Source organism: Tardiphaga sp. OK246, assembly GCF_900188215.1.
Classification (GTDB): domain Bacteria; phylum Pseudomonadota; class Alphaproteobacteria; order Rhizobiales; family Xanthobacteraceae; genus Tardiphaga; species Tardiphaga robiniae.
Genome location: NZ_FZOX01000001.1, coordinates 994,317 through 1,017,070, shown reverse-complemented (window position 1 = coordinate 1,017,070; position 22,754 = coordinate 994,317). Strand labels below are relative to the sequence as shown.

General features: G+C 58.1%; 17 protein-coding genes. 6 read left to right on the top strand and 11 right to left on the bottom strand.

Features of this window, described 5'->3' with window-relative positions; genetic code table 11:
• Positions 1-73: 73 nt before the first annotated feature.
• Genes CHC01_RS04935 through CHC01_RS04915 form a run of 5 tightly spaced genes read left to right on the top strand, consistent with a single transcriptional unit; the run spans position 74 to position 7,098 of the window.
• Positions 74-2,338 carry an MMPL family transporter gene (locus CHC01_RS04935; protein ID WP_141137045.1) on the top strand — a complete coding sequence of 755 codons (2,265 nt, stop codon included), beginning with the start codon at positions 74-76 and terminating at the stop codon, positions 2,336-2,338.
• Positions 2,329-3,237 carry an outer membrane lipoprotein-sorting protein gene (locus tag CHC01_RS04930; RefSeq protein WP_089262958.1) on the top strand — a complete coding sequence of 303 codons (909 nt, stop codon included), beginning with the start codon at positions 2,329-2,331 and terminating at the stop codon, positions 3,235-3,237. Before CHC01_RS04935 ends, CHC01_RS04930 begins: the two co-directional genes overlap by 10 nt.
• Positions 3,222-5,033 carry a di-heme oxidoredictase family protein gene (locus tag CHC01_RS04925; protein ID WP_176454497.1) on the top strand — a complete coding sequence of 604 codons (1,812 nt, stop codon included), beginning with the start codon at positions 3,222-3,224 and terminating at the stop codon, positions 5,031-5,033. Before CHC01_RS04930 ends, CHC01_RS04925 begins: the two co-directional genes overlap by 16 nt.
• A complete protein-coding gene (locus CHC01_RS04920; protein ID WP_089262954.1) occupies positions 5,030-6,463 on the top strand; it encodes a di-heme oxidoredictase family protein in 1,434 nt (477 codons plus the stop codon). Before CHC01_RS04925 ends, CHC01_RS04920 begins: the two co-directional genes overlap by 4 nt.
• A complete protein-coding gene (locus CHC01_RS04915; RefSeq protein ID WP_089262952.1) occupies positions 6,460-7,098 on the top strand; it encodes a glutathione S-transferase family protein in 639 nt (212 codons plus the stop codon). The genes CHC01_RS04920 and CHC01_RS04915 overlap by 4 nt, the downstream gene beginning before the upstream one ends.
• A 280-nt stretch (positions 7,099-7,378) precedes the next feature.
• Here CHC01_RS04915 and CHC01_RS04910 read toward each other — a convergent pair whose 3' ends face one another.
• From CHC01_RS04910 to CHC01_RS04865, 11 genes are all read right to left on the bottom strand, one after another.
• Positions 7,379-7,849 (bottom strand): acyl-CoA thioesterase, encoded by a 471-nt coding sequence (locus tag CHC01_RS04910; protein WP_210421648.1) that lies wholly within the window; start codon positions 7,847-7,849, stop codon positions 7,379-7,381.
• Entirely contained in the window at positions 7,846-13,482 is a 5,637-nt protein-coding gene (locus CHC01_RS04905) for a type I polyketide synthase (protein ID WP_089262948.1), read from the bottom strand. Before CHC01_RS04905 ends, CHC01_RS04910 begins: the two co-directional genes overlap by 4 nt.
• Before the next feature lie 7 nt (positions 13,483-13,489).
• On the bottom strand, positions 13,490-14,494 hold the full coding sequence (locus CHC01_RS04900; protein WP_176454496.1) for an enediyne biosynthesis protein UnbU: 1,005 nt from the start codon (positions 14,492-14,494) through the stop codon (positions 13,490-13,492).
• Positions 14,472-16,478 (bottom strand): CRTAC1 family protein, encoded by a 2,007-nt coding sequence (locus CHC01_RS04895; RefSeq protein WP_089262946.1) that lies wholly within the window; start codon positions 16,476-16,478, stop codon positions 14,472-14,474. The genes CHC01_RS04900 and CHC01_RS04895 overlap by 23 nt, the downstream gene beginning before the upstream one ends.
• Complete coding sequence (locus CHC01_RS04890) at positions 16,475-17,479, bottom strand: DUF1702 family protein (RefSeq protein WP_089262945.1); 1,005 nt, start codon at positions 17,477-17,479, stop codon at positions 16,475-16,477. The genes CHC01_RS04895 and CHC01_RS04890 overlap by 4 nt, the downstream gene beginning before the upstream one ends.
• Entirely contained in the window at positions 17,449-17,757 is a 309-nt protein-coding gene (locus tag CHC01_RS31835; RefSeq protein WP_141137044.1) for a hypothetical protein, read from the bottom strand. Before CHC01_RS31835 ends, CHC01_RS04890 begins: the two co-directional genes overlap by 31 nt.
• Before the next feature lie 133 nt (positions 17,758-17,890).
• Positions 17,891-18,718, bottom strand: a complete 828-nt coding sequence (locus tag CHC01_RS04885; RefSeq protein WP_141137043.1) for an AfsR/SARP family transcriptional regulator — start codon at positions 18,716-18,718, stop codon at positions 17,891-17,893.
• Positions 18,719-18,948: 230 nt separating this feature from the next.
• On the bottom strand, positions 18,949-19,614 hold the full coding sequence (locus CHC01_RS04880) for a DUF6008 family protein (RefSeq protein WP_089262941.1): 666 nt from the start codon (positions 19,612-19,614) through the stop codon (positions 18,949-18,951).
• An 854-nt stretch (positions 19,615-20,468) separates the two neighbouring features.
• Positions 20,469-20,780, bottom strand: a complete 312-nt coding sequence (locus CHC01_RS04875) for a type II toxin-antitoxin system RelE/ParE family toxin (RefSeq protein WP_244558209.1) — start codon at positions 20,778-20,780, stop codon at positions 20,469-20,471.
• A gap of 218 nt (positions 20,781-20,998) precedes the next feature.
• Positions 20,999-21,280, bottom strand: coding sequence for a DNA -binding domain-containing protein (locus CHC01_RS04870; protein ID WP_089262939.1), 282 nt, complete (start codon positions 21,278-21,280; stop codon positions 20,999-21,001).
• A gap of 164 nt (positions 21,281-21,444) precedes the next feature.
• Positions 21,445-21,855, bottom strand: a complete 411-nt coding sequence (locus CHC01_RS04865) for a helix-turn-helix domain-containing protein (protein WP_089262937.1) — start codon at positions 21,853-21,855, stop codon at positions 21,445-21,447.
• 125 nt (positions 21,856-21,980) lie between these two features.
• Here CHC01_RS04865 and CHC01_RS04860 point away from each other — a divergent pair, with 125 nt between their 5' ends.
• Positions 21,981-22,688 (top strand): helix-turn-helix transcriptional regulator, encoded by a 708-nt coding sequence (locus CHC01_RS04860; protein ID WP_089262935.1) that lies wholly within the window; start codon positions 21,981-21,983, stop codon positions 22,686-22,688.
• The last annotated feature ends 66 nt before the right edge of the window (positions 22,689-22,754 follow it).

The window sequence follows — 22,754 nt, the reverse complement described above, 5'->3', positions numbered from 1 at the left end:
CCTTCCGGGGGTGGCCGAAGTTGGGGGCAAGACTGATAAATCGTCCTTCCAGTTTGAGAAGCAAGGCGCGGCAATGCCCACGAGAGACGGCTGCTCCAAAAATCTGGAAGGCTCCTATTTTCTCGCAGCTCTCGCTCGGCATTCGAGCGTCCGGCCGTGGACGCTGATGATTGGGCTTTTCATTGCGATCGCCGGCAGCTGCTTCCTGGCACGCGGCATCCGAATTGATACTTCATCACGAGTATTGAATGTAGGAGTACAGCACTCTCCGCATACGGCGGATCGCTCCGAAAAACTAGCGTTGCTCCTGAGATCGAAGGGCGACGCGAAAATAAAGTACGAAACTGTTGAACGCGTTATAGAGACAGTGGAGTTCGTACTTGGCCTTCCATCAAATGCGGTTGCATCCGTCCTCTCCTTGCCCGAGCTTGCGGTTCAAGACGACGCGATCATTGCCGAAAACCTGCTTCAGCTCAGCCACAACGATTCGGACAAGCGTGGTAAGGACATACGCCGCGCGCTGTTGAATGATGCCCGGACTGAGACCCTCATTGTCGCTACACTCGATGAGGAACCGAGACGAGAGTTGCTCGAGAAGCTCCGGAGATCCGTGAAACAGGTCACCGGCGCCGAGTACGACATTCTGGTGGGAGGCGATGCCGCTGCGAAGGCCGAGCTAAGCTCCGCAGTCATTTCTGACCTGCTGGTACTTGGACCGTTGACGGCACTTCTGCTCTGGCTCGTGCTCTTTCGATACTATGATAGCGCACTATTAGCAGGAGCTATTCTCGGAGAGTCGGTGGTCAGTGGGGTCATCACCGTCGGGGTGATGGCGCTGCTGGGTGAGCCGATCACGATCATGTCGGTGATGCTGCCCGTCATTCTGCTCACGTCCGGCGTTGTCGACGACGTCTACTTTGTTGACAGAGTTTTGTGTCTCGAGCCGACCGGCACGGCCGATTTCAAAACTTCCATATTTCTTGGGGCTGGATACACCGCCAGGCCGATCTTTCTTGGCTCGGCGACTTCCGTCGCGGCCCTGCTTTCACTCTCATGGTGCGGCATGCCTGCGCTTGAATCACTCGCGCGCGTCGGATCGATCGCCATCTTCGTTAGTTTCGCAGCCACATTTACCCTGATGCCAGCCATTTTGATGCTGCTTCCAAACAATACTATCCGTAAGACCGCGAAGCGGATGCTCGACAGGACTGGCAGCCGAATCATCCATCGGCCGGGAGAACTAAGAGCGCTTTGTATCGTTGGCGCTACAGTGGCTCTCGTTTTCTCCGGATGGCTTGCGGTCCGCGCGATACCGATCAACGACAGTTGGATCCAAAATCTGCCGTCCGGCGAAACCCGTGACTTGTCGAAGATAGCCGATCAACAATTGGCAGGAAGCTCAATAGCCGAAATCAGTTTTTCGTTCGAAGATACCTCGATCTGGTCCCCGCAAGCTATACTGGACATGCTGCGGCTTGCGGACCGTGTAAGGGGTCTGCCCAAAGTGCAAGCCGTGTGGTCTCCGGCCGAGGCGCTGGTCAATCTGCTCGCGGCGTTCGAGGGTCGCGACGCAGCCTCGCAACGCAGCGCGTTTGTCCAGGGGAACGAGGCGCTTGGGGATTCGCAGGCTGACCAATTTGCATCGCTTCTTGCATCGACGAGGCTACCGTTCATCACTCCGCTTCAAATCCGTAAGGCGGACGTGACGCCTTTCGTCGTGGCAATCAGGGATGCGGATGCTGCTACATTACGGGAAATTGTCGATACTCTCCAGCCTCGACGGGAAGATCGCAGCCATAGGAAGCTTGCCCTAAGCGATCCGATCTGGCGCAGTTTGGAAATTGTCGACTCGCTCGCGAGAGTGAGTGCCAGCGCCGTGATGGACGCCATCTTGCTCGTCTCAGTCGTAGTCTTCGTCGTCATGCGCTCTTGGCGGCTCGCTCTCGTTGCGAGCCTCACCGTTGCAGTCGGGATGGCTATTATCTACATCTTGCTCTGGATCTGCGGCGCCTCGTTAGGCATCGCAACCGCCCTTTTCGCTCCGCTCGCTGTAGGCTTCGGAGCAAACTCCGTGAGCCACTTGATTGCGGAGTTTGATGCATGCCCGCCGCAGTTCGGCGATAGGACGGCCTATAGCCAGTCCTGTGCAATGCCGGCATCTATGGTGGGAGGTCTGGCGGCGATCCTTGGCTTCTCTGTCTTGTTTTTGTCCCGCATTCCAGCGAACCAAGCGATGGCGGCATTGATCATCGGCGGGCTGCTGACATCGGCTGCCGCGGCGGTGGTCACAGCACCAGCTTGCCTTCATATGTTGTACGGACGATTGCGATGGGCCTGATGCGGATTTGCGTTGGTCTGGCGGTTGTGGCCTGCAGCAGTTTGTTTGCATCCACGGCTTTAGCCGAGTCGGATAATATGGCCGCCTCCGAACTTTTATACCGGTTCAACCATCGCAACCTCGGAGAAGGCGGGATCCAGCGAGTGACAATGCTTCTCAAAAGAGGAGATGTGGTAACCCGCCGGTTTGAGATCGCGCGCATCTTCTCCCGAAACGCCGATTCCATCAGGACGGTCGTGGCCATGCTCGAACCGGCTTCTCTGGCGGGGCTTGCATACAGAATTTCGGAACACACCGACGATATCGGCCGGAGTGAGGTCCATCTCTACCTGCCCGCCGGCGCACATACAGTAAAGCAACTGAAGCCATCTCGCTACTTCGAGGGACTTCTCGGTGCGGATTTCTCTTACGACGATCTCCGCTGGCTCTTGCCCCTGGACGGATGGACCTATTGGTCCCTGGGGCGACAAGCTTCAGGTAATCGCACACTGCACAAGGTGCTCGGGTCACTATCGGGAGGCAGCAAGAGCACCGCCTTCCCAGCTATGGTACTATGGCTTGACGAGAGAACCGGCTTTCTGTTGCGCCGAGCTTACTTTCGAGATCTTGCGCGCTATCGCGACAGTAGCGATCCGGACAAGATTCTAGAAGTGGCCGCAAGCCGATGCATAGACGGCGTTAATACGCCTGTCACGATGATCATGACGTCCGCGAATGGCGATGTGTCTGAACTCCATCTCCGCACCGCCGCCTACCACCAGACATCAGTTGATTGGGAAAAATTGTCGACGACCGAGCTTCCTGGCGCCGCCCAATGGGTCGCGTCATTGCCAAGCGCACAAACTGTGACGACGGACTCGTTGAGTTGGCGGAGTGTGGAACTATGCGAGGATCCCTGATCGCATTGGGCTTGCTGCTCGTAGCCACCAATCAGATGAACCCCACCCAGGCGCAGGTCAGCGCCGAGCAAAACGACGTTTATGGCTATGGAATTCCTTACCCTTTCGTCCACCTCCGGCAGGGTTCAGCTACGATGCCAGGAACTTCCGCATTTCTGGCGGAAAACAATCCTTTTGCGCTCTATTGGCGAGGCCGCGATCTGGTACAAAGGGTTTATACAGAAGCGGATGGCGCCATGACCAGGGCAGGGGAAGTTGGTGGGCCGCTTTATGTTACTGGGTCCGCAGCGGAACAAACCGACGCGCCTCCTCGAATGCGCCGCGACCATGCGGCATCCTGCGGGATGTGTCATGCCGTCCCCTTTGCGGAGCCAGGCAGCGGCCCCGTGATCGCTTCCACCGGGCCAAAAGGGCGCGACACGCCACACTTTTTTGGCGCTGGCCTCGTCGAGATGATCGGCGCACAAATCCGAGACACTATCCTCGCTACCTGCGACCGGTCGAAAAAAGGCTGGATCTCCAAGGACGATGCCAGAGCCGGCTGCCAAGCATTGGTTAAGCCTGCTGACTCTTCTCCACCGATTGATTTTGGTAACATCCGACCAGATGCGCGCGGAATCCCAACACTCAATTCCAGCATTCGAGTTTGGTTCGTTGATACTGCCGGCCTCCCGATCAACGCAGCCAGCCTAGACGACGACAGGGTCGCGGGTTTCGATTTTGCCGTTGGTGTCTTCGGTTGGGGACGCGGCACTAGATCATGGCCTGACGGTCGAGTGACGAGCGAGGGTGGCGAGGCAGCGACCGTACGCGAGTTTGCCTCCTTGGCCGCAGACGCGCATATCGGAATCGGCACGGACGATCCTACCCAAGTTGGAAATCGCTTTTCCGTCGATTCGATTGGCGGAAAGGCGATGATCTCGCAGTCCGGCGCGCTTCAGTTCGATCTCGGCGCTGCCCAAGCGAGGGACTCTGCATCCCAAAATTCCGATCCCTCGGCTTCTTCTTCAAAGAAGCGGCTGACATTCACTACCGGCGATCTTGATGCCATCGAATTCTACATGCTGCATCTGCCACCTCCAGCCATCCTTGCGTCATCCGAAAGCGCACGTGGACAAGAAGTATTCAAATCAATTGGCTGCGCCCTATGTCATGTTGATCGATGGAGTATCAAGAACGATCGTCGGCGCTTTGTGGTCGAGCCACTGACCGCCCGCAACGGAACAGAGCGCCGCATCGAGCTATCGTTGAACAGAAGCAACGGTCGAAGGCAAGCGGACGTTCGGGTCTTCTCCGATTTTCGTCACTGGGATATCGGCCCCGCGTTCCATGAACTCCGTTTCGACAACACAGTGCAAACAGCGCACCGCACGGCACCGTTGTGGGGTGTTGCGACTACGGCGCCCTATGGTCACGATGGTCGTTATGAAACCCTCGAACAAGTCGTTCTAGCTCATGGTGGAGCGGCGGACAAAGCTGCCCGCACATTCGAAGGTTTGCCGGGAACGCAGCGCAACGCCGTCATCGCGTTCTTGCGATCGCTTCAGTTGTATCCGACCCTCCAGACCCCCGCGGACATTGACGGCGACGGCGTCGCCACAGAGGATTTCAAAGTCGGCAACGTTCGTGTTGGGCGAGAGGTGTTCCAACCGCGCTTTTTGTTCTCCGGCGGGCTCGATGTCGACGTCTTCTGCTGCGTGCCGCTGGCTGACGGGGGCATGCGACCGTTGTTCAGGCCCCGATTGTCAAGATCCCCCTGGGGGGCCCCGGACGTCGCTTCCGGAGAACACAAATGAAGATACTCGCACTTAGTATGTGGCTGCTGCTGATAGCCGTCACGGCGGCAAGTTCGTCCGACGAGGTCGTCGCCGCAGACCCCATCTGTCGCGCTGACTCTCCCGAGTGGATGAAATTCGAGCGTGGCCGCCAATTGTTCCTCAAGGAATGGTCACGCAAGGAGGGCTTCGGTGCCGTTCGCTACGACCCGCACCTGGATCACACGACAAATTCCTGCTCGACATGCCACAATTATCCAAGAGGAACGGCTGGTTCGGGCGGAAATTCGGCGGGCTATGGTGGCTTGGGGCGAAACACACCCCACTTGTTCGGTGTCGGAAACCTTGAGGCGATCTCTGAACACATTCGGGCATCGGTGATGGCGAAGTATAGCTCGAACGGCAAATTCATCGATAAATCCGCCTTGACCGGCGAACGAATTGTGATTGAGGCGATGCCAGGTGTCCTGGTCGATTTTGGTAGCCTTTCGCAACGGCCTGATGGCCTTCTCGACATCGATCCTTCCTTTGTGGTCTGGTTTGTCGACAAGGAGGGACGTCCATTGCCATCGATGGATGAGGCCGGCGCACATCGCAATATTGGCAGCGCAGATGTCGCTGGTTTCAACCTGTTTCACGGGTTTCCCGGCTGGGCCGTATCCGATCATCAATATCCAAGCATCCGCATGTTCGTGCTTGGCGCATGGAAAACGATCTTCGGACTTCCATTCGCTGATGCCTTGACCAAACCTGTCAGTTCCGGAGAGGTATGGGCAGGACGCTCTGTCGGCGGGCGCCGCCAACTCACGATCGAATCGATTGAGCAGGTGGGTAACATCATCGGACCAAATTCCTCTGATGCAGACGCGATCGAGCATTTTCTGCAAAATCATCCGAGCCCGGCACGACGGGCAGTCACGCCGGAGATTCTGCGGGGGGAGGCGTCCATGTACGAAATGGGGTGTACCTCATGTCATACGCCCTCCTGGCGCGTTCCCGCAGCGGCTGATGTTCGCTTCGCCGAATGGTCAGTCGAACTGGACCAGTTCAATAATTTGTCTAAAGTCAGAATTGGGAAACCGGCGGGTGAAAGTCGCGTGATAGAGGGAATTTTTAGCGATCTACGCTACCACGATCTTGGAGATCGCTTCCGAGAATATACTTGGATTGACGGCCATCTCGCGGTCCGAACCAAATTCAAGACGCCACCACTGTGGGGCGTATCGAGTACAGCGCCTTATGGGCATGATGGCCTTAGTCAGACACTGGATGCTGTGATCCGGCGACATGGGGGCGAGGCCGATGCATCAGCCCGTTCCTACGCAGCGGCAAACGAGGCCGATCGCGATGCTCTTCTGCGATTCCTGGAGAGTCTGTCGCTGTTCTCAATCAACCAGGCGATTGAATTTAAGTGTAGCAGCAAGGTCTCTAAGGCAAGGATCCAGCCATGAGTAACCCGACCGTCCGACTGCTCGGCTTTCCTCCCAGCACGTTCTATCAGACAGCGGCCCTTGCCCTCGCTGAGAAGGGCGTCCTCTTCGAAACGGACATGCCGGCTTTGGCAGAGCCGGACTATGCCAAAATCCATCCCTGGCGGCGCGTCCCCGTCCTCGTTCATGGTGAGGTCTCGATTTTCGAGACGCTTGCCATCGCGATTTACGCGGACGCCAAATTCGAGGGGCCTGCCCTGCAACCGTTGGACATAATGGCGCGCGCCAAAATGTTCCAATGGATCTCGGCGTTCCTCGACTATGGCGTCAACAGTATCCTGCAGTTCTCCGTCCGTGAACGCTTCCAAAAGGCCTTGCGAAATCAAACACCGGATGAAGCCATCGTCGAACAGCACCGCCCGGCGATGAACTATTTCTGTGCTCAAATGAATAGCCAGCTTTCGTCGGCATTCATTTCTGGTTCTTCGATGTCAATCGCGGACCTGTTTCTTATCCCTGTCATGATCTATTTCGCCAATACGCCGGAAGGGCGGGAGATACTGGCGAATAATTCTAACGTAGCGCGTTGGCTGGACTCCGTAAGAGGGCGCCCCTCCGTCATGACGATCTGCCAGCAGGTTGACTGGACAATGTGATTGCTTGAGAGAGAATAAAGAAATCCTGACCGTGAAACCCGTCTCGGGGTACGCATTCTGCTCGGGCTACTCGTTTTCTCGTTTAATCGGTCCATTCTGGTGCCCGCAGGCTGTTGTATCCGCTACTCGCCAAGGAATCGATACAAACGGGCAGTTGGCAAATGAAGGAATCGGCGGTTCTCCGAGAGACCTGACGCGCCGGAGATCAACTATGCTGGCAACTTGCAACACATCCACGGCAGCCTGTAAAGATTGCCTGGAGCGGGCGTCATTGCCTCGGTCAGCCTTGAAATGAGTTTAGCGCCCTGGTCAGAACCGCCGGCGGTTGAACCGGTACGAGGCCACTGGCCGTCGCCCGCATGCATGCGATCTCCTGACTCCCCCGGGCGGCGCAGCTATCGCCGGCAGGCGACAGTTTGACGATGTTGAAGTCCAGACCAATTCGATGTTGCCGCAGATAGGCGAGCCTCAACTGCACATCGATCTCATCGAACGCACTCAGTTCCTCGAAATATTCGCAGGACACGCGCAGCGTGACCAGCCGCAGGTCGCGAGCCAGTTCGGCAAGAATTTCTGGGGCATTTTGCTTGAGGAACATTTCGCGGCAACGTCCTTGCCACGAGATATGTCGTGTGAAATAGACGTTGCCGACAACATTGGTTTCTTCAAACGAGACGACGTGGCGGTAGATGAACGCCGGCTGCGATTGCAATCGATTCGCTGTGGTCGCTTGAGTTACGTTTACGTTCACAACGCTGGCTCCCCTGCCATGAGTTGACGACTGGTGAGGGCCGTGGAGCAGAACGGGTTCTCGAGGCAAGAGAACGCCACGGCGAAAGTCCCTGAAGGTAGCGGTAGCTCGGCAACGAATATTGTCACATCCCCGATCGTCGTCGGAGTATTGGGAATAATCGCGGGAATCGATGCCATCGGCAGCTTTCGTCCGATTTTTCGACAGGCTTCGTGAACGGTGTGCCGGTGAATAAGGTCGGTGTCGTCTTCGACGCTCAATAATTGCATGTCGCAGCCGATTGGAGTGCTTGCGGCAACAGCAAGCGTCAGGTCTCCGCAGTGAGAAATAGATACCGAACCCTTACTGTCGTTACGGATTGGTTTTCCGTCCGCTCTTCGATCGATCGCGCCGCTCAGTCCCAGCGATGCGATCGCCGCGCCACGGCGAGACTCCCGGAAATTGTTGTGATCGCAGATAAACGAAACCTCGATGCTGCGATCGCCAAAGGTTTCCCGCGCCAATCGTTCCAGATACGGGCCGACAAGGGCGGGGCTAACCGAAAGCACGTCTTTAATGTTCGTCGGACCGATTGCGCGGAAGGTCGCGTTGATCCAACGCTGTGCCACACGGCCACTCGCGTCGCTAATGACCAGATCGAACGTGTATGACGTTCCGGAGGTCCTTCGCTCGATCGCGCTGACGTGTCTGAGGCCGTCGGCCTTCGGGTCGATTTCGATCCGCTCGACACTGACGGGAATAACCTGTCGATGCGGCACGGCGACTTGCAGCGCATGCAGGACCGCATCAGTCGCGCCAGGATCCCACAGCGTGAACGAGCGAGGCTCGAACGAGCCGAACCATCTTGTTCCCGGGTCGGGCCGCAGACAGGCGGCCATCTGTCGCGATGTTGCGGTCTCGAACCGCTCCAGGCGCTGGAAAGATTTTCCATTGAAGAACAATGGGCCGTAAAGCGGGGCCGCAGCAAAGCCCTGCGTTTGTTGATCGGGAAGCCTCCAGTTAGGTGCCCCTACGCCTCCTGCGCTGAATGAGGCCTGCATACACGGAGCCCGGAATCCATCATCCTCGGAAAAGAGTTGAACATCGGTCGTGCCGTGCCGGGTTCGGAGGGCGGCAATCCGGATTCGGATGGCGCCGCCCGCCGGCACATTGAGCGCACGAAGAAGCCCGATGTCGCTGACAGTGGTGTGCAGTTCGGACGGTGTTAGAGCACAGGAGGCCTGGGCCATCGCTTCCAGCCCCATCACGGCTGGAAGGACGGAGGCGCCGCCCACGATGTGATCGTCCAGATAACGGTCGCGTCCCAGGCTCAGCGTTGTTTCGACCACGAGTTCGACACCCGGGAAGTGAATCTTCGGCTCGTCCAGGAACCGGAGCATGGGGAGATCACGGACGCCGAGTGAGAGATCAGGTGGCGGACCAAAGCGGCTCGTCACTGCAATTGTGCCAACGGTGCCTTGAGTGATCATTTCGCCGAAGGCCTTGAGGGCGTCATCCACCGAAATGGCATCCACCCCGAGCGCGCCGAGACGTTCGATGGTGCCCAGCCGTTCGCCCATTCCCGTTCCACCCCACACGCTCCATTCGATGGCCAGCGAAGTACGATCGCTCGAGGCCGAGGCCCATGCTTCCGTTGCCGCGGTCTGCATGGCGTTCGCCAGCGCGTAATGGGCTTCCCCTTCAAGTCCTATGCGGCCAATGATGGAGCCAAAGGTGATCAGTCGGCGGACCTGTGGCCCGAGTACCTCGAGTGTAGATTTCAGGCCGACGGTCTTTGGAGCGATGGTGCGCCTCACCATGTCGGTATCCAGCTCGATCAGTCGTTTTGGCTGATTGAGCGCGGGCGCGTAAAGGAGGGTCGTCACCGGCCCATAATCGTCAAGCACCGGAGCGAGGCCGGAGCGGAGACTCTCCTTCTCCAGCACGTCGGCGCAGACATAACGGCAGCGTAATCCGCTCGCGGCGGCACGGGCAAGGGTTGTCGCAACGGTGGTATCACTGGCGGCGCTCCGGCCGATCAAGACGATTGCCGCTCCGCAGCGTGCGATCTCGAATGCGCATTCGGCCGCAATGCCTTTGCCGCCTCCGACGATCACAACGACATCGCTCGCGGTGATGGCAGCCAATGACGATGAGCGGGGGATGATCGGCGCGAAGATCGGCTCCCGTATCGCTCCATCCTGGGTGAGCCGCACCTCGTGGTAACCGTTCACGTCGGTCGCAAGTATGCGAGCAAGCCGTGGGTCGGCCGTGTCGCAATTCGGACAATCAATGACGCGGACCGATCGGAAGTAGGCCTCTCGTGCGACCGAGCGGGCAAAAGCCGAGATCGGCGCGCCGTCATGACAGATCGCCAAATGTTGCACGTTGGCTTTGATCGCGGCCGAAACTTGAGTCACGAGTTGCTCGGCCAACCTGGCTTCAAATTCGCCGTCAACCCAAATTACGCGGCCAAGGTCGCCGGCTTTTTCAGGCTCCTCGGGTATTGGGGAAGAAGTTCTCACCTGAGACCACCAGGCCGGAGAAGCGCTTTGCGCCCGTAACTCGGCTTCGCTCCAGCCCATTCCATAGGTTCGGACCCATGGGCGCACACCGGCGATACGTGCGTTATCGGCGTCACCTCCGAATGCTTGAAGCTCCGCCAGGGCGTCCGCGAGTTGCTGCGCTGTCGCATTCGAAAACTCTATCGGCGCCGAGGGAAGGCGCATACGCAACGCCTTGGCCGCGCCGATTACAATTCGCGTGACGGCAAGAGAGTTGAGATGAAGTGCATCAAGGAAACGGTCGTCGGGACCGATAAGGGAAGCCCGTAATCCGGTCTCTTTAACGATCGCAGCGAGCACTGCCGCGAGCGGAGCCGTCTCTTGCGCCAACTCCTCAAGTGCGGGTTGCTGGATCGGCCGTGGGGGTGCCGGGAGGCTGGCAAGGCTTGCGGGCTCGTGCGAGCCGCAGGGACTCTCAATGAATTTCGGCGTGACCAAAGGCTCGAATGCACGAAGATGTCTATCTGCAAACAGAGAATCGGCGCGGATGTCGACGCCTGCCGCGAAAACAGCGCCGGCCGTGCAAAGGAGCGGTTTTATGGAGCTTCCGAAAGCGTCCACCGAGGATGCGGCAATTCCTGCACCCCGGGCCAATCGCGTCAAGCCTTCTCCGGGGCCAACCTCGACCAGAAAATCAGATTGCGCGCAAAGCATTTCGAGCGCTGCGTCGAACAAGACGGGCTCCACGAGTTGATCGACCAGCAGTTGGCGGAGGTTTGAGCGGGCGGTGAGTGGCGCGCCGGTGATTGTGGAGATAACCGTTCCCTCTGAGATCGATCCGAATGACGTGGCGACTAGGGCGAGTGCCAATTCGTCACCCGCCGCCTTCATATGCGGACTATGGAACGCGTGGGATACGGCAAGTATTGATGCTTCAATCCCGCGGTCTTTGCAGCGCGCGGCGGCGTGCGTTACCGCGTCGACACCTCCGGAGAGAACCGATTCGTGCCGGCCGTTTCGACATGCCACGACGGTACCGGTTTTACCGGCGAAATGTTCGGCATCGTGGGGTGGAAGTACAACCCGAAGCATAGCGCCCCCAGGCGAGCCCGCGCGAGCCATGATCGATCCCCGCGTCCGCGCGAGTTGAAGGGCCATCTGCGGAGCCAATGCCCCAGCCCAGGCGAGCGCGCTTATCTCACCAAGGCTGTGCCCAGTTGCTGCGCAAGCCGATATGCCAAGGCGCTTCAGAACGTCCAGCGCGGCAAGGGACGCAGCCACGATGGCAGGCTGAGCGACACTGGTGTCGGAGGAGTTTTGACCGCTGGCCGTCGGCAGCGCCTCGGTCAGCTCGGCGACGCCCGCGAAGCGGCGACGCCAGAATCCGCCGTCGGGTCTGCACGGTGCGCCTTGGCCCGGGAACAGGAAGCCGATGCGGGGAGCACGAGACGGGCGGCCAACAAACACGCCCTCGTTCGAGTCCGCAAAAGTCTCACCGGCGATCACCGCGGCCTTGGCACGGGCCAGCCGCGCAGCGAGTTCTGTGTCAGTAGAAGCAACGATGGCTACCCTTATGGGGGCCGGTCCTGCTTTGGAAGCCGCATGCGCTGCTGCGTCGGAAAATTCGGCGAGCGAAAGCGTCGCGGCACGGCCTTCGAATGCCGCAATCGAATCGACAATATCGCTCGTGCCGTCTCCTGAGAATAGAAACAGCTCAGCGTCCTGCGATCTGGGCGAGCAGGGGAGGCCGATCGAAGATGTGGCCGCGCCTATGCGCTCGATCACGACATGCGTATTGATGCCTCCAAAGCCGAAGCTGGATACACCGCCGAAGCCGCGCCTCGGGTCATCGATCCGTTCGGCCGCGACGTTTGCGCGAACCCGATGGCCCGTTTCCGCGAATACGGGATGTGGATTCTCGCAGCTCACGTGAGGCGGTATGACGCCACATCGCAGGGCTTCGACGGCTTTGATCAGGCCGGCAAGACCTGCTGCGGCCTTCGTGTGCCCGATATTGGCCTTGATCGATCCGATTGGAAGTGTCGAACGAGATCCTTCGCGTAATGCGGCAAGGGCGCGCACTTCAATCGGATCGCCAACGGCAGTGCCGGTACCGTGCGCTTCGACAAAGTCCACATCCGCCGGATCGACTTGAGCCATTTTGTAGGCACGCCGATACGCCAGCAGTTGCCCCTCAAGTGATGGACGGGTAAGGCCGCCGGCGCCGTCGCTGGAAAGTCCCCAACCCCGGATGCGGGCAAGGACAGGCAGTCCGGTTCGTAGAGCGTCTTTCTCGCGCATCAGCACCGAGCATGCACCACCTTCCCCCGGCCAAAAGCCGCTGCTCCTCGCGTCAAAAACCCGCATTTCGTCGGTAGCCAGGGCGCCGTTTCGCGAGAACCCGACCAGCTCGAAGGGATCGAGGCTCAGGTCGACGGCAGCCAGCACGACAGCATCGACTTGCTCGCTTGCCAGCAGATTGGCCGCGTCGCTGAGGGCAACGAGCGACGAGGCGCAGGCGGCATCCACCGAATAGGCGCCGCCATGCAGGTCGAAGTAGTTGGCGATCCGGCCGGCGATGGTGTTGGCAAGACCGCCGGCGAGGCTCTCCTCGTTCGGATCGGGAAAGTGCCGACGCAGTTGGTCTTGGAAAGCGGCGCCCAGGCGCGCCGTCACATCGGTGGTCAGGCCTTCGAGCGCCGCAGCATCCGTCATTAGCTCGTTAAGGAACGGGGCTCGAAGACGGAGAAGCGAGGTGCGGCTGAATTCTCCGGCCAGCGTATTTGCGACGACAACTGCCGTCCTGGTTCGATCTATTCGGTCAATCCCTCCAATCGCAAGGATTGCCTCCGCGGCAAGCTCAAGCGCCAGCCAGTGAGTGTGGTCTGTCGCCTCATAAGTCCTCTTAGGTATACGAAAGGCGCTGGAATCGAAATTCCAGTTTGTGAGAAGCCCCGCGCGAATTTGGGTAATAGAATCGGCTTCGCCGATTGCGTCTATGGTATAGCGGCTGATATCGAGACGCTCTCGCGGTATGCGCCGAAACGAGCGCCGTCCATCGACTATATTGGCCCATAATTCCGCTGGCGAGTTGGCGTCGGGAAGCCGGCATGCCGTCGAGAGGATTGCGATGCTCGGGGGGCGGGACATATCTCGCCTACTCTGCCGGCGTCATATCAGGGCTCAGTTTGCCGCGAGTCGAGATCACCAAAGATCTCTGGCGAGCACCGATTAGCGAAATTAATGCTCCTCGTGCGGCGGTCACGATCGTCAGCGCGTAGAACAGCCCGAAGACGACATGCATCTCCATGAAGAGCGCGTAGAATGACGCGACGGCGACGGCGAAGCCGATCTGACTTTTCGTTCGTGACGGCGATGTAGCAGGGTCGGTTATCATGTAGAAGGTGAACAAGATAAACGCGAAGCCGGTCATCGGCAGCAGACCGGCCATAGTCGGTGTGCCGTGAAGTATCGATCGCAGTATCGCCTGGGCTGCGAACGCAGATACCCAAGCGACGATCAAGGGAATGCGGCCGGTAGCTTTGATATTGAGATAGCTCCCGGTGCAAATGACGATCAACGGCAGGATCCAGTCAAAGATTCCCGAGGTGTTTTCGGTGAATTGATAAGGGGGCGCGATCCCAACGGTCGGAAATAGCAAAAGGGTGACGGTGATTCCAAAGTTGGATGGATTGAGGAAGTGGCGTAGCGCAGGTTGTCCCGGCCGGCCGTTGTTGATCGCAATTCGAAAAACGTATTTTGACGCCATTGCAGCCGCCGCAGCGAAGGCTATGGCGGAAACGTTCTCGGCCGCATAGAGCAGCATTGCTATCGCCAGTCCACTGATATGGGCGGGAAGCAGGAATTTCACGAGATCGACGGGCGATCCGGCATAACGAGGTGACCGGCGGTTGACCCGCGCCTCGATCGTCTCGCCGATGAATTCCACTCCGTAAGCTGTCAGAACCGATACGAATGGAGTTATCCAGGATTGCTCAAAGCCTAGAAAGGCATGTCCCAGAACATTGAGGACGGTGATCGCAAATGCAAATCGCGACAAGCCGCCCAGACGCTTCTCCGAATACCAGCGGTCTGCAATCGGTGCTGAGGTCCGAGATTTAAGCGTTCCAGTACCGAGGTCATTGCCCAATGTGAACGACACGACACAATCCCTTCATTTCCTTATCCAATGCGTGACGCGGTGTTCGGCATTCCGTTTCACCAAGAACGACTTGATGGCGCCCCGGAGTTACTTCGAAGATCTGCTCCTGCTCTCCGTCCTTCGTGCGCCAGGTAATTTGAACTTTGAACAGTTCGTTTTCCAAGGCCTGACCGACGCCAAAATGAATCTCCGCGGCTCGCTTGCCGCCGTGTCCAGAACCTCCGTCGACCACCGATGTCGCGATCCTTCCGTCGGGCAATTTGAGACGCGCTTCCGCGCCTATTGCGGCTCTTATCGTTCCCGGCACGACGCCTTGTACCTGGGCATCGATAACAATGGCCCGGCCGACGCCAGTCGACGTGTTGCGCAGGAATACGGAAGGGCTCCATTGGCGTGCAATGACGACCGCAAGACGCCCGTCGCCGAATACATCACCGGTCGCTATTCCCCGCGAGGCCGTGTCGCGGTCTAGATCGAGCAGTGGCCACACATCCTTGAAGACGCCGCTGGCGTCGGGCACAAAAATACGATCATGGTCACGTCCGGAAAGTTCATCGCCGGCGGAGAAGCGAGGCCATGCGGCGGGATGCGACAGAAGTTCGTCGTTGCCCATGGCCAGTTCCTGCAACTCGGGCCAGCGATTCCGTTCGCCGCGAATGAAGCCGATTGCCTGGAGCAGGGAGGGATGGCCAGAGTTGAGAATGTCGGCAAATTTGATGTCCCATGCCCAGTTGCTGGTCCACGTGCCGCGAGCAAAGCTCTCGTCCCGATACGGTGCGATCCCGCGATTCCAGCTCCACGGATCGCCGGTATGAACAAACAGGAAATGACTTTCCAGCAAGGCGTAGGGCGAAGAGATATTGCTGACTGCAATCGCAGCATGCCCGTCGCCCTTCACGTCGCCGAAGTCAACGCCCATGCCTTTGAATGAATCGCGCCCCAGCACCTTCGACCGCGGGTCTGTGGGGCCGCGCTGGCCTTCAACGATCTCAAACCGTGGTTCTCCCGGCTTGGAGCGATTGAGGAGCAGGCGATCAGGACCGAAATCGTTGGCGACATAGATTTCCGGCAGGTGGCGATGCGGCGCCAGAGAACTACCCCCGATCTTGATGAGGTCGCCGTCGAGATCGCGCGCAGCCAACGCTAGCGTCCAGCCGTTTCCCATCTCAGGGGTAAAGGCGTAGCTGGCGTCTTCATAATTCACCGTGCGGGCGTCTGAGGCCTTCCACCGCAGGAGTCGAGTGCGACCAGCGTTATCGGCGCGCGACATCGAATGCTGCATTTCGAAATGCGTGGTCGCTCGCGGATCGAGCACGCGCTCGCCGTCACGAAAATAGTTTCCGAAGATCAAATCCGGATGACCGTCGCCGTCAACGTCAGCAAGGATTGCCGCGTTCGTGTTCCAAATCTCGCGATCCGGCACGATCTCTATCGGTGTAAACGCGGCCGACGTCAGTGCCTGCTCGTCGTTGCGAAGGAAAACGATCGGAGTCCTTCCCCAATAGTAGACGATGAGATCCATTCGGCCGTCTTCATTGACGTCGGCTGCTAGGCACCCCATTGGAGCCAAGGTGGCAGGGTCGTACCCTTCGGACGGGGTCGGCAGGAAGAACGGGAGATAGCGCGGCTTGCCCGTTTCGGGCAAAAGCTCCGTGCCTGGCGCAGGCAATATCGAAATGCTGTCGTTGCGTGGATCGACGAGGCAAATGTCCGCGGGACGCCCGAGATCTGCGATATCTGCGAGGGCCACACCGGCTCCAACCGACGATATCCAGGCGTCGATATGCCGAACGGAAGGGTGTACCTCGCGGATTTGACGCATGCGCTTGCCATTGTCGGGCGTCACCAGGTAGTCCCGCTTGAAGCTCAGTCCGGCCTTTCGATCCTGCGCGGAGATGTCACGTGGTTGAGCCAGAACATAGAGCGCGACCACGATGGACGTGGTTGCAATCTTGGCCGCATGGAGGCGGAAGACTCCCATCATGATCGGTCTCTCCCGACGGACAGGAAAGCCTGGGCTACACTGTCTCGCCAATTTTGATACTGTGGTGGATCGGATGGCGCCTTCGACAAGCCGGCTCGCGCTTGCCTTACGAGCCCGGCAACTTCGCAGGCACTAAGGTTCCAGATCGATCGCGCGACCACGTCGGTATGTGTAGGAGCGTGAAGCGCCAGCGCATGCGCCTCGCAAGCAAACGCCACGCCCTGTGCGTAGCTGGCCGCGTTTCGATCGGCTGTCGCGAGTGCAGCGGCGGCCTCGGTCTGGCCAGCCGGTCCGGCATAGGCCATGGCGAGGCCAAGACCCGACCATAAATCGCCCTGCCTTTCGTTCGGGAGGCCCAAGACCAAGCGAATTGCACTTGCGGCCGATCCACCCGCGACAAACCACAAGGCGCGGCCTACCCCTTGATCATAGGCGCGTGCAGCGTAACCCGACTGCTCACGCCGCCATCCCGCTAGGACGCGCTTGTGGTAGAAATAGGTGTCGTGAAACCCCAATCCGTCCATGGCCAGCCATCGATGGACGCTGTCCAGCGATGCCAGGATCTGCTTGCGTCGCCACGGAACGCGCGCGATTGCCCAGCCGCAGCCAACGTGGACGAGATATGTATACTTGGAATCCAGAGCGGTGACGAATGCCGGAAGCATTGGTTTGCGAAATGGAACGGCATCGACAACCGCAACGCCCATTGCCGCTCCTTCCGCGGCAAAGCCGCGTTCGTCCAGTGGCTGGCTGCGGATATATTGTATGATGTTATCCAGATGTGGGGCGGCAAGTGCCGTGTTGTAGCCGACGATAAATGTTCGCCCGACTGTTTCCAGCGAACGTTGAGCCGGAGAATGAGGAAATCCACGGGCCTGAAAAGAGGCTTGATCTGCAGACAGCCGGAGCAGACGAGGTACCAGGGACCTCAGGAAGGTTGTCGTGCTCGTACCCGTATCGACAACTGTCGTCACAGCTTCTTCACTCGTCTTTTTCGCCAAGCAGTAAGCAGTCTTCCGAAGAGCTTAGGACGAGGTTTTTCAATGACGCCAGTGCTGTCCTGTTCTTCCTCTTGCGAGGCATTCGATTTTTCAATATCGACCCCGGCGTTCTTCGGCGCCCATTGGAGCGTTTGCCTGATGAGTTCGAAGGCTTGTTCGGGGTTGGAGACAGAAACTTCGAGTTGTTCGTGCCAAAATCTGCCGCGCCAATGGTCCGGCGCTTCGCGCCAGAAACGCAGTCTGAAAGCCTGGATGAGATCTTTAGGGCTCTGGGTCATCGGCTTGCCCACAATTATTCGAGGCAGCCTAGGCCACATTGGCCAGCCAGCTATTGCTCTCTGATCTTGATTGCATGTCAGCACTTTGCCGTGCGGATCACGACAAAGTCACGGTCACTAACCCGGATTGTTATTAAGACAACCGGGATGATTGAGGTGGGGTGTAGCCGAATGCGGCTTGCAGGTGCCGCTCAACATGATCAAAGAAATCGTCAGAAAGAATGTCGTTGTGAAGTCGCCTCGTTTCCGGCATCGGGCCGATGTTGAGCTCCAGCTTCAGGAGGGTCACGAGCCGTTGATAAGCGCGAATTGCTTCTACACGTTGCCCATTCAGGACGAGCAGCAGCATAACGCTGCGTTGAACACTTTCGCGTAACGGATCGGTCGCGAGTATTCGTCGACCGAAATCCAATGCTTGCTCATAACGGCCCTGATTGGCAGCGACGCGCATGAGTTCAAAAGTGCTTCGAACGAAGAGGCAATGAAGTCGCTCGCGCTCCTGAAGCACCCATTCGCCGTCGTAACCATCCAGAAATGGTCCTCCGTATCCCTCGACAGCTGCGCTGATATCCTTCATGTCGGAATCGACAAGCGGGCCGGTCTGGGAATGGCTTAAGACACGACGGGAGGCGCACTCCAATCTATGGGTGTCGATCGCCATGGAATGCGATTGCTGCAGGATAACATCCTCGCCCAGCGTGATAAGATGTTGACCAGCCCCCTTCGATCCGAGTTCAAGTATCTTTCGGATGCGCCAGATCGCTGTGTTGAGGGCGGAGCGGGCCTTGTCCGGGTCAAGCTCCCCCCAGAACAAATCTGCAAGACGCTCTCGGCGGTGTACACGCCCGGCAAATTCGAAAAGATAGCAGGCCAAAAGCCGCCCGGCCGGGCCCATATCAGGTTTTACGATAGCGCCATTGGCCGAAATGGAAACTCCACCAAGCAATGAAATGTTGAGCACGGCAGCCCCCGCACAAAAAGCTTACCCACAAAACAACTCGTAATAGACAATAATTGTGATTGCACCCTATCTCCAGTGAAAGGTCAATCCATCACGATAGGATCACGGGAAGATTTAGGGCCGGCAGGAGATGCAGGGGGGCCGCAGATCGCGTCGCGCGAACGGCAAATGCGCTCATTGGAAGGGATCAGCGAAGGTCCGGTAACAAGAGGCAATTCTCGAGCACCGGCCTACGTCGGGACGGCCGTCTTTCGCTCTCGCAGATACTCCATCAGACCAACCATCGCGAAGGGCATCGGCAACAGGTTCATGACGAAATGCCATGTCACTCGACAGCCAACCGCAAATTCACGTTCGCCGATTACATTCACGGCGCCGAACAGCGTGCTCATGCCTATCGGCTTGCCGAGGAAATAAGCTGTCGCTGTCAGGGAGATATGCTCATAGAGGTGAAAGGTTTCTATATAGAGGGCCCAGCGAACCCATTTCGAGGGAATGCAGTAATAGAGAGATGCGAGGCCCGCGAGGAAAATGCTGTTGCCGATCAGGTGCAGAACTTCCATTCCGAGCATCATTCGTCTTTGGGCATCGGCGCTCGTAAATACGGCGCCAATTTGTTGCACGAGATCAGTTGCCCACGGAGACATCCAGGGCGTACTGCGACCGCAGATGTTGGACAAGTCTCCCAGTACCCACACGGCAAACTGGAACGCGTGTTCCGCAAAGTGTCCAATCTGAAATATCAGGCCGAGTCCTGCGGCTGTCGCCACTATCATTCCCAGGATCGTTAGTTGATCGCTACGCGAAGCTGCGGTGGCCGTCGCAATGGGGCTCAGACCAGCGACATTTTCGATGCCCGTAGCATTCCGAGGAAAATTGGTCAGGTGCGGCAGCATCTGCAATCCGTTTGCTTAGGAGTCTCGTTTGAAGAATTGTAATGCATCGGCCTTGTCTCGCCGGTCACGACAAAATCTCGGCACATTATCGTACCCGGTGACACGGAGGAAAACATGAGAAATAGCCAAGAAGCTCGTGATCGTCTTGTGATCCGAAGAATCAATTCTCATTTTAGCACGGGTCAGTGGTCAAGCAGTCGATTTCTGATCAAGACAGCTAGCTCAAAGGAACAAGGCAATGCCTAGTCGGTACCGGCCGTTCTCTCCAGATCCGTCACAGGGCGCGTTGAAGCCCGCTATCTCTGGCAACACCATCAATGGCCTTGGAGAGACGTCGGCGCGCCGACCCAGCATAGTTTATTGGGCGTCAGATCCCGACACGATTGCGCATGGCGGGATGCAGCGCTGGTTCTACCAAGTTGATCCGGGCAATCCACATTTGGCGCGGGCGCGGGAGGAGCGGGCGAAGCAACTCGCGTCCGACGGTGACGCGATAGGAGCGAACGATGGGCTGCCCGCAGTGTGACGCAATCGACCCTATGAAGTCCCCGGCTGCGAAATGGGTGGCAAGCGGTCTTACACCTCCGAAATAGTTAGATCGTTGGCATTCGTGGCATCGAGAATACGCGGGCCGAGCCGATGTTTGCGTGCATCCAAACATGTGTGCAGGCGTCGATCCTCTGCACAAAATCTCGTCTTGAGGCCTCGTTCAGAATGGGGTGTTGTTTATTCGCCGTCCTCGAAGAATTACCGGAGCAATCCGCTGTTCGACGTCCACGTGCACAACCGCAGTCGGCTTAAACGGCTGCGGTTTGCGTTTGAGAGCACCGGCTGATGTGGGGCTGGATAGGGCGTTAATCGGTTTCCGCTGATCGCAACTCGCCCTCGAAATCCCGGCCGCCATATGCAACCGTGATGACCTCGACGCGCGTTTTGAGCATACGAAAGGCGATGGTGGCCCGGCGTTCAAATCGGACGGTGTGCTGGCCGGGTAGAATGTCATTGCAGAGTGTGCCGCGCTTCGGAAACGTTGCCAGCGCCATGCACGCCGCTTCGATCCGATCGATGTACCCGCCTGCAATCTTGGTGCCCGCCGCTTCGACGATAATCATAGAGGCCAATAAGGTCGGCTTCGGCTTGCGGCCTGGGAAGACCCTGAGCGCCACGCTTGGAGGCGTTCACCTTCTTGGTGTGACGGGGGCGCAGGCGTTTGAACACGTCCTCTGCGGGTGGCATCCACCCTCTTTTTCCCTAACCGGATCGGGGAGCGTCGGTTCCATGTGGAGGCCGTTCTCGGCGAAGACGGTCTGCCTATGCAAGCTTGGTTCGGCCTCGAAAATCATTCCGCCGGGCTCCGGCCTGTTTCTTGAACGCCTGGCCGCCTTCAGTCAGGCGCTGAGCCGCCCCGAAGGAGGTGACGATGCTCGTTCGTCGTCATCCATTGTGCGCGGATCAGATGAGTTTCCCATGCCCTTCGTGACCGGCCGGGTTCAGCATCCGGATCAATGTGTAGCACAATCTTGGCAACCTCTTTCCAATCCGCTCCATCAGCGTGGGCGTCAAGCAGACGAAGGTAGGTGATTAGGTGCTGCTCATCATAGCCAGCGAACTCGGCGGATACCGGTGCCGTGTCGGCGACGTCCGGATCGCGCGCGGGATTTCGCATGAAGTTTCCTCGTAGCTCGGCTCACCTTGACGGCCGCCGAATATAACTGCCGCCCGTCATGGGGCGAGAAGTTATTGGAATCGCGTCACGTGATGCGCTGCTGGCATCACTGGTAAGCCATCATACCTTCCGCATAGTCATGGCAGGTTCGAGTCCGTGCTAGGTCACTTGGGCTTTTTCTTTGGCTTATGCTCTGCCACGATGGTCTTCACCAAGTCCACGATACTCTGGCGGAGCTTCCTGTCCTCGACTTGCGAAAACGCTGTAATGAGAGCCAGCCCGTCCTTGGTGGACAGGAACTGCTCGATAACGTTGATCCCAACTTCGGAAACAGCGCCGCCCCTATTTTGAAGTCCATCATACAGAAAGGTAACCGGTACTTTCAGGATAGCGGCGATCTGCTGCATGCGGCCGGCACTGATCCGGTTCGCGCCTTTTTCGTATTTTTGCACCTGCTGAAACGTCAGCCCGATTTCATTTGCGAGCGCTTCCTGGCTCATGTTCATCATCAGGCGGCGCATCCTGAGGCGCTTCCCAATATGGACATCGACTTCATTGGCATGCCTTGGTTGCATTGTGGCCCCGCCAGATGGACTTAAAAGAAGTGGATATGAGCATGGCTGCGACACAATGTTCAAGTCGATCCGCTACAATGAGCCAATCAGTTACTTGTATTCCGTTTGGTTAGGCACAGGCTCACGTGGGACGTTTCGACGCTATATTCTCTGCGTTCGAACTTCTGGACAAAGCCAAAACTGAGGTGTCTCTGCGCGATACCTTTGCGGCGGCCGTCCGGCAATTCGGCTACGACTCCTTTATGGTTGTTTCTTCCCGTATCCAGCCGACCGCCTTCGACAAGATGTTTATCCTGGATCATTGGCCGCGCGCTTGGCGGTTACAGTATCACCGCGAGAACTTGATCCTAGTTGATCCTGTCGCGAACTATGCCCGGAAGAGCTTCAATGCTTTTGGATGGCATGAAGCTCCGGTCATCGATCAAAGAGGCGGTCGGGTTCTTGAGATTTCCGCGGTCGAGCACGGCCTGCGGAGCGGCTTGTGCGTCCCTATCCAAGGCACCAGCGGTTATCAGGCGACCGTATCTCTTGCCGGTCACGCCGTCGATGAGAGCAAGGAAGGTCGCCGGGCCGTCGAAATGATGGCCCTCTATCTCTACAAGACGAACCTCAAACTCAAGTCTGAATCTCGGACATTCACGTTGACGCCCCGGGAACGCGAAGTGATGAGATGGGCGGCCGCCGGAAAATCGGCTTGGGACACGGGCGAGATCCTTCATATCTCTGAGCAAACCGTTAAGTCACACATTTCCTCGGTGCTTTCAAAGCTGGGTGTCTGTTCCAAGACCCAGGCCGTCGTCGAATCGATCCGGCGCGGCGAGATCCATCCTTAGTCAATCCCTCTCCTGAGCGATTCTGTGACCGCCTCCTGTCGTGACACTCCGCCGTGGGTTCACGGC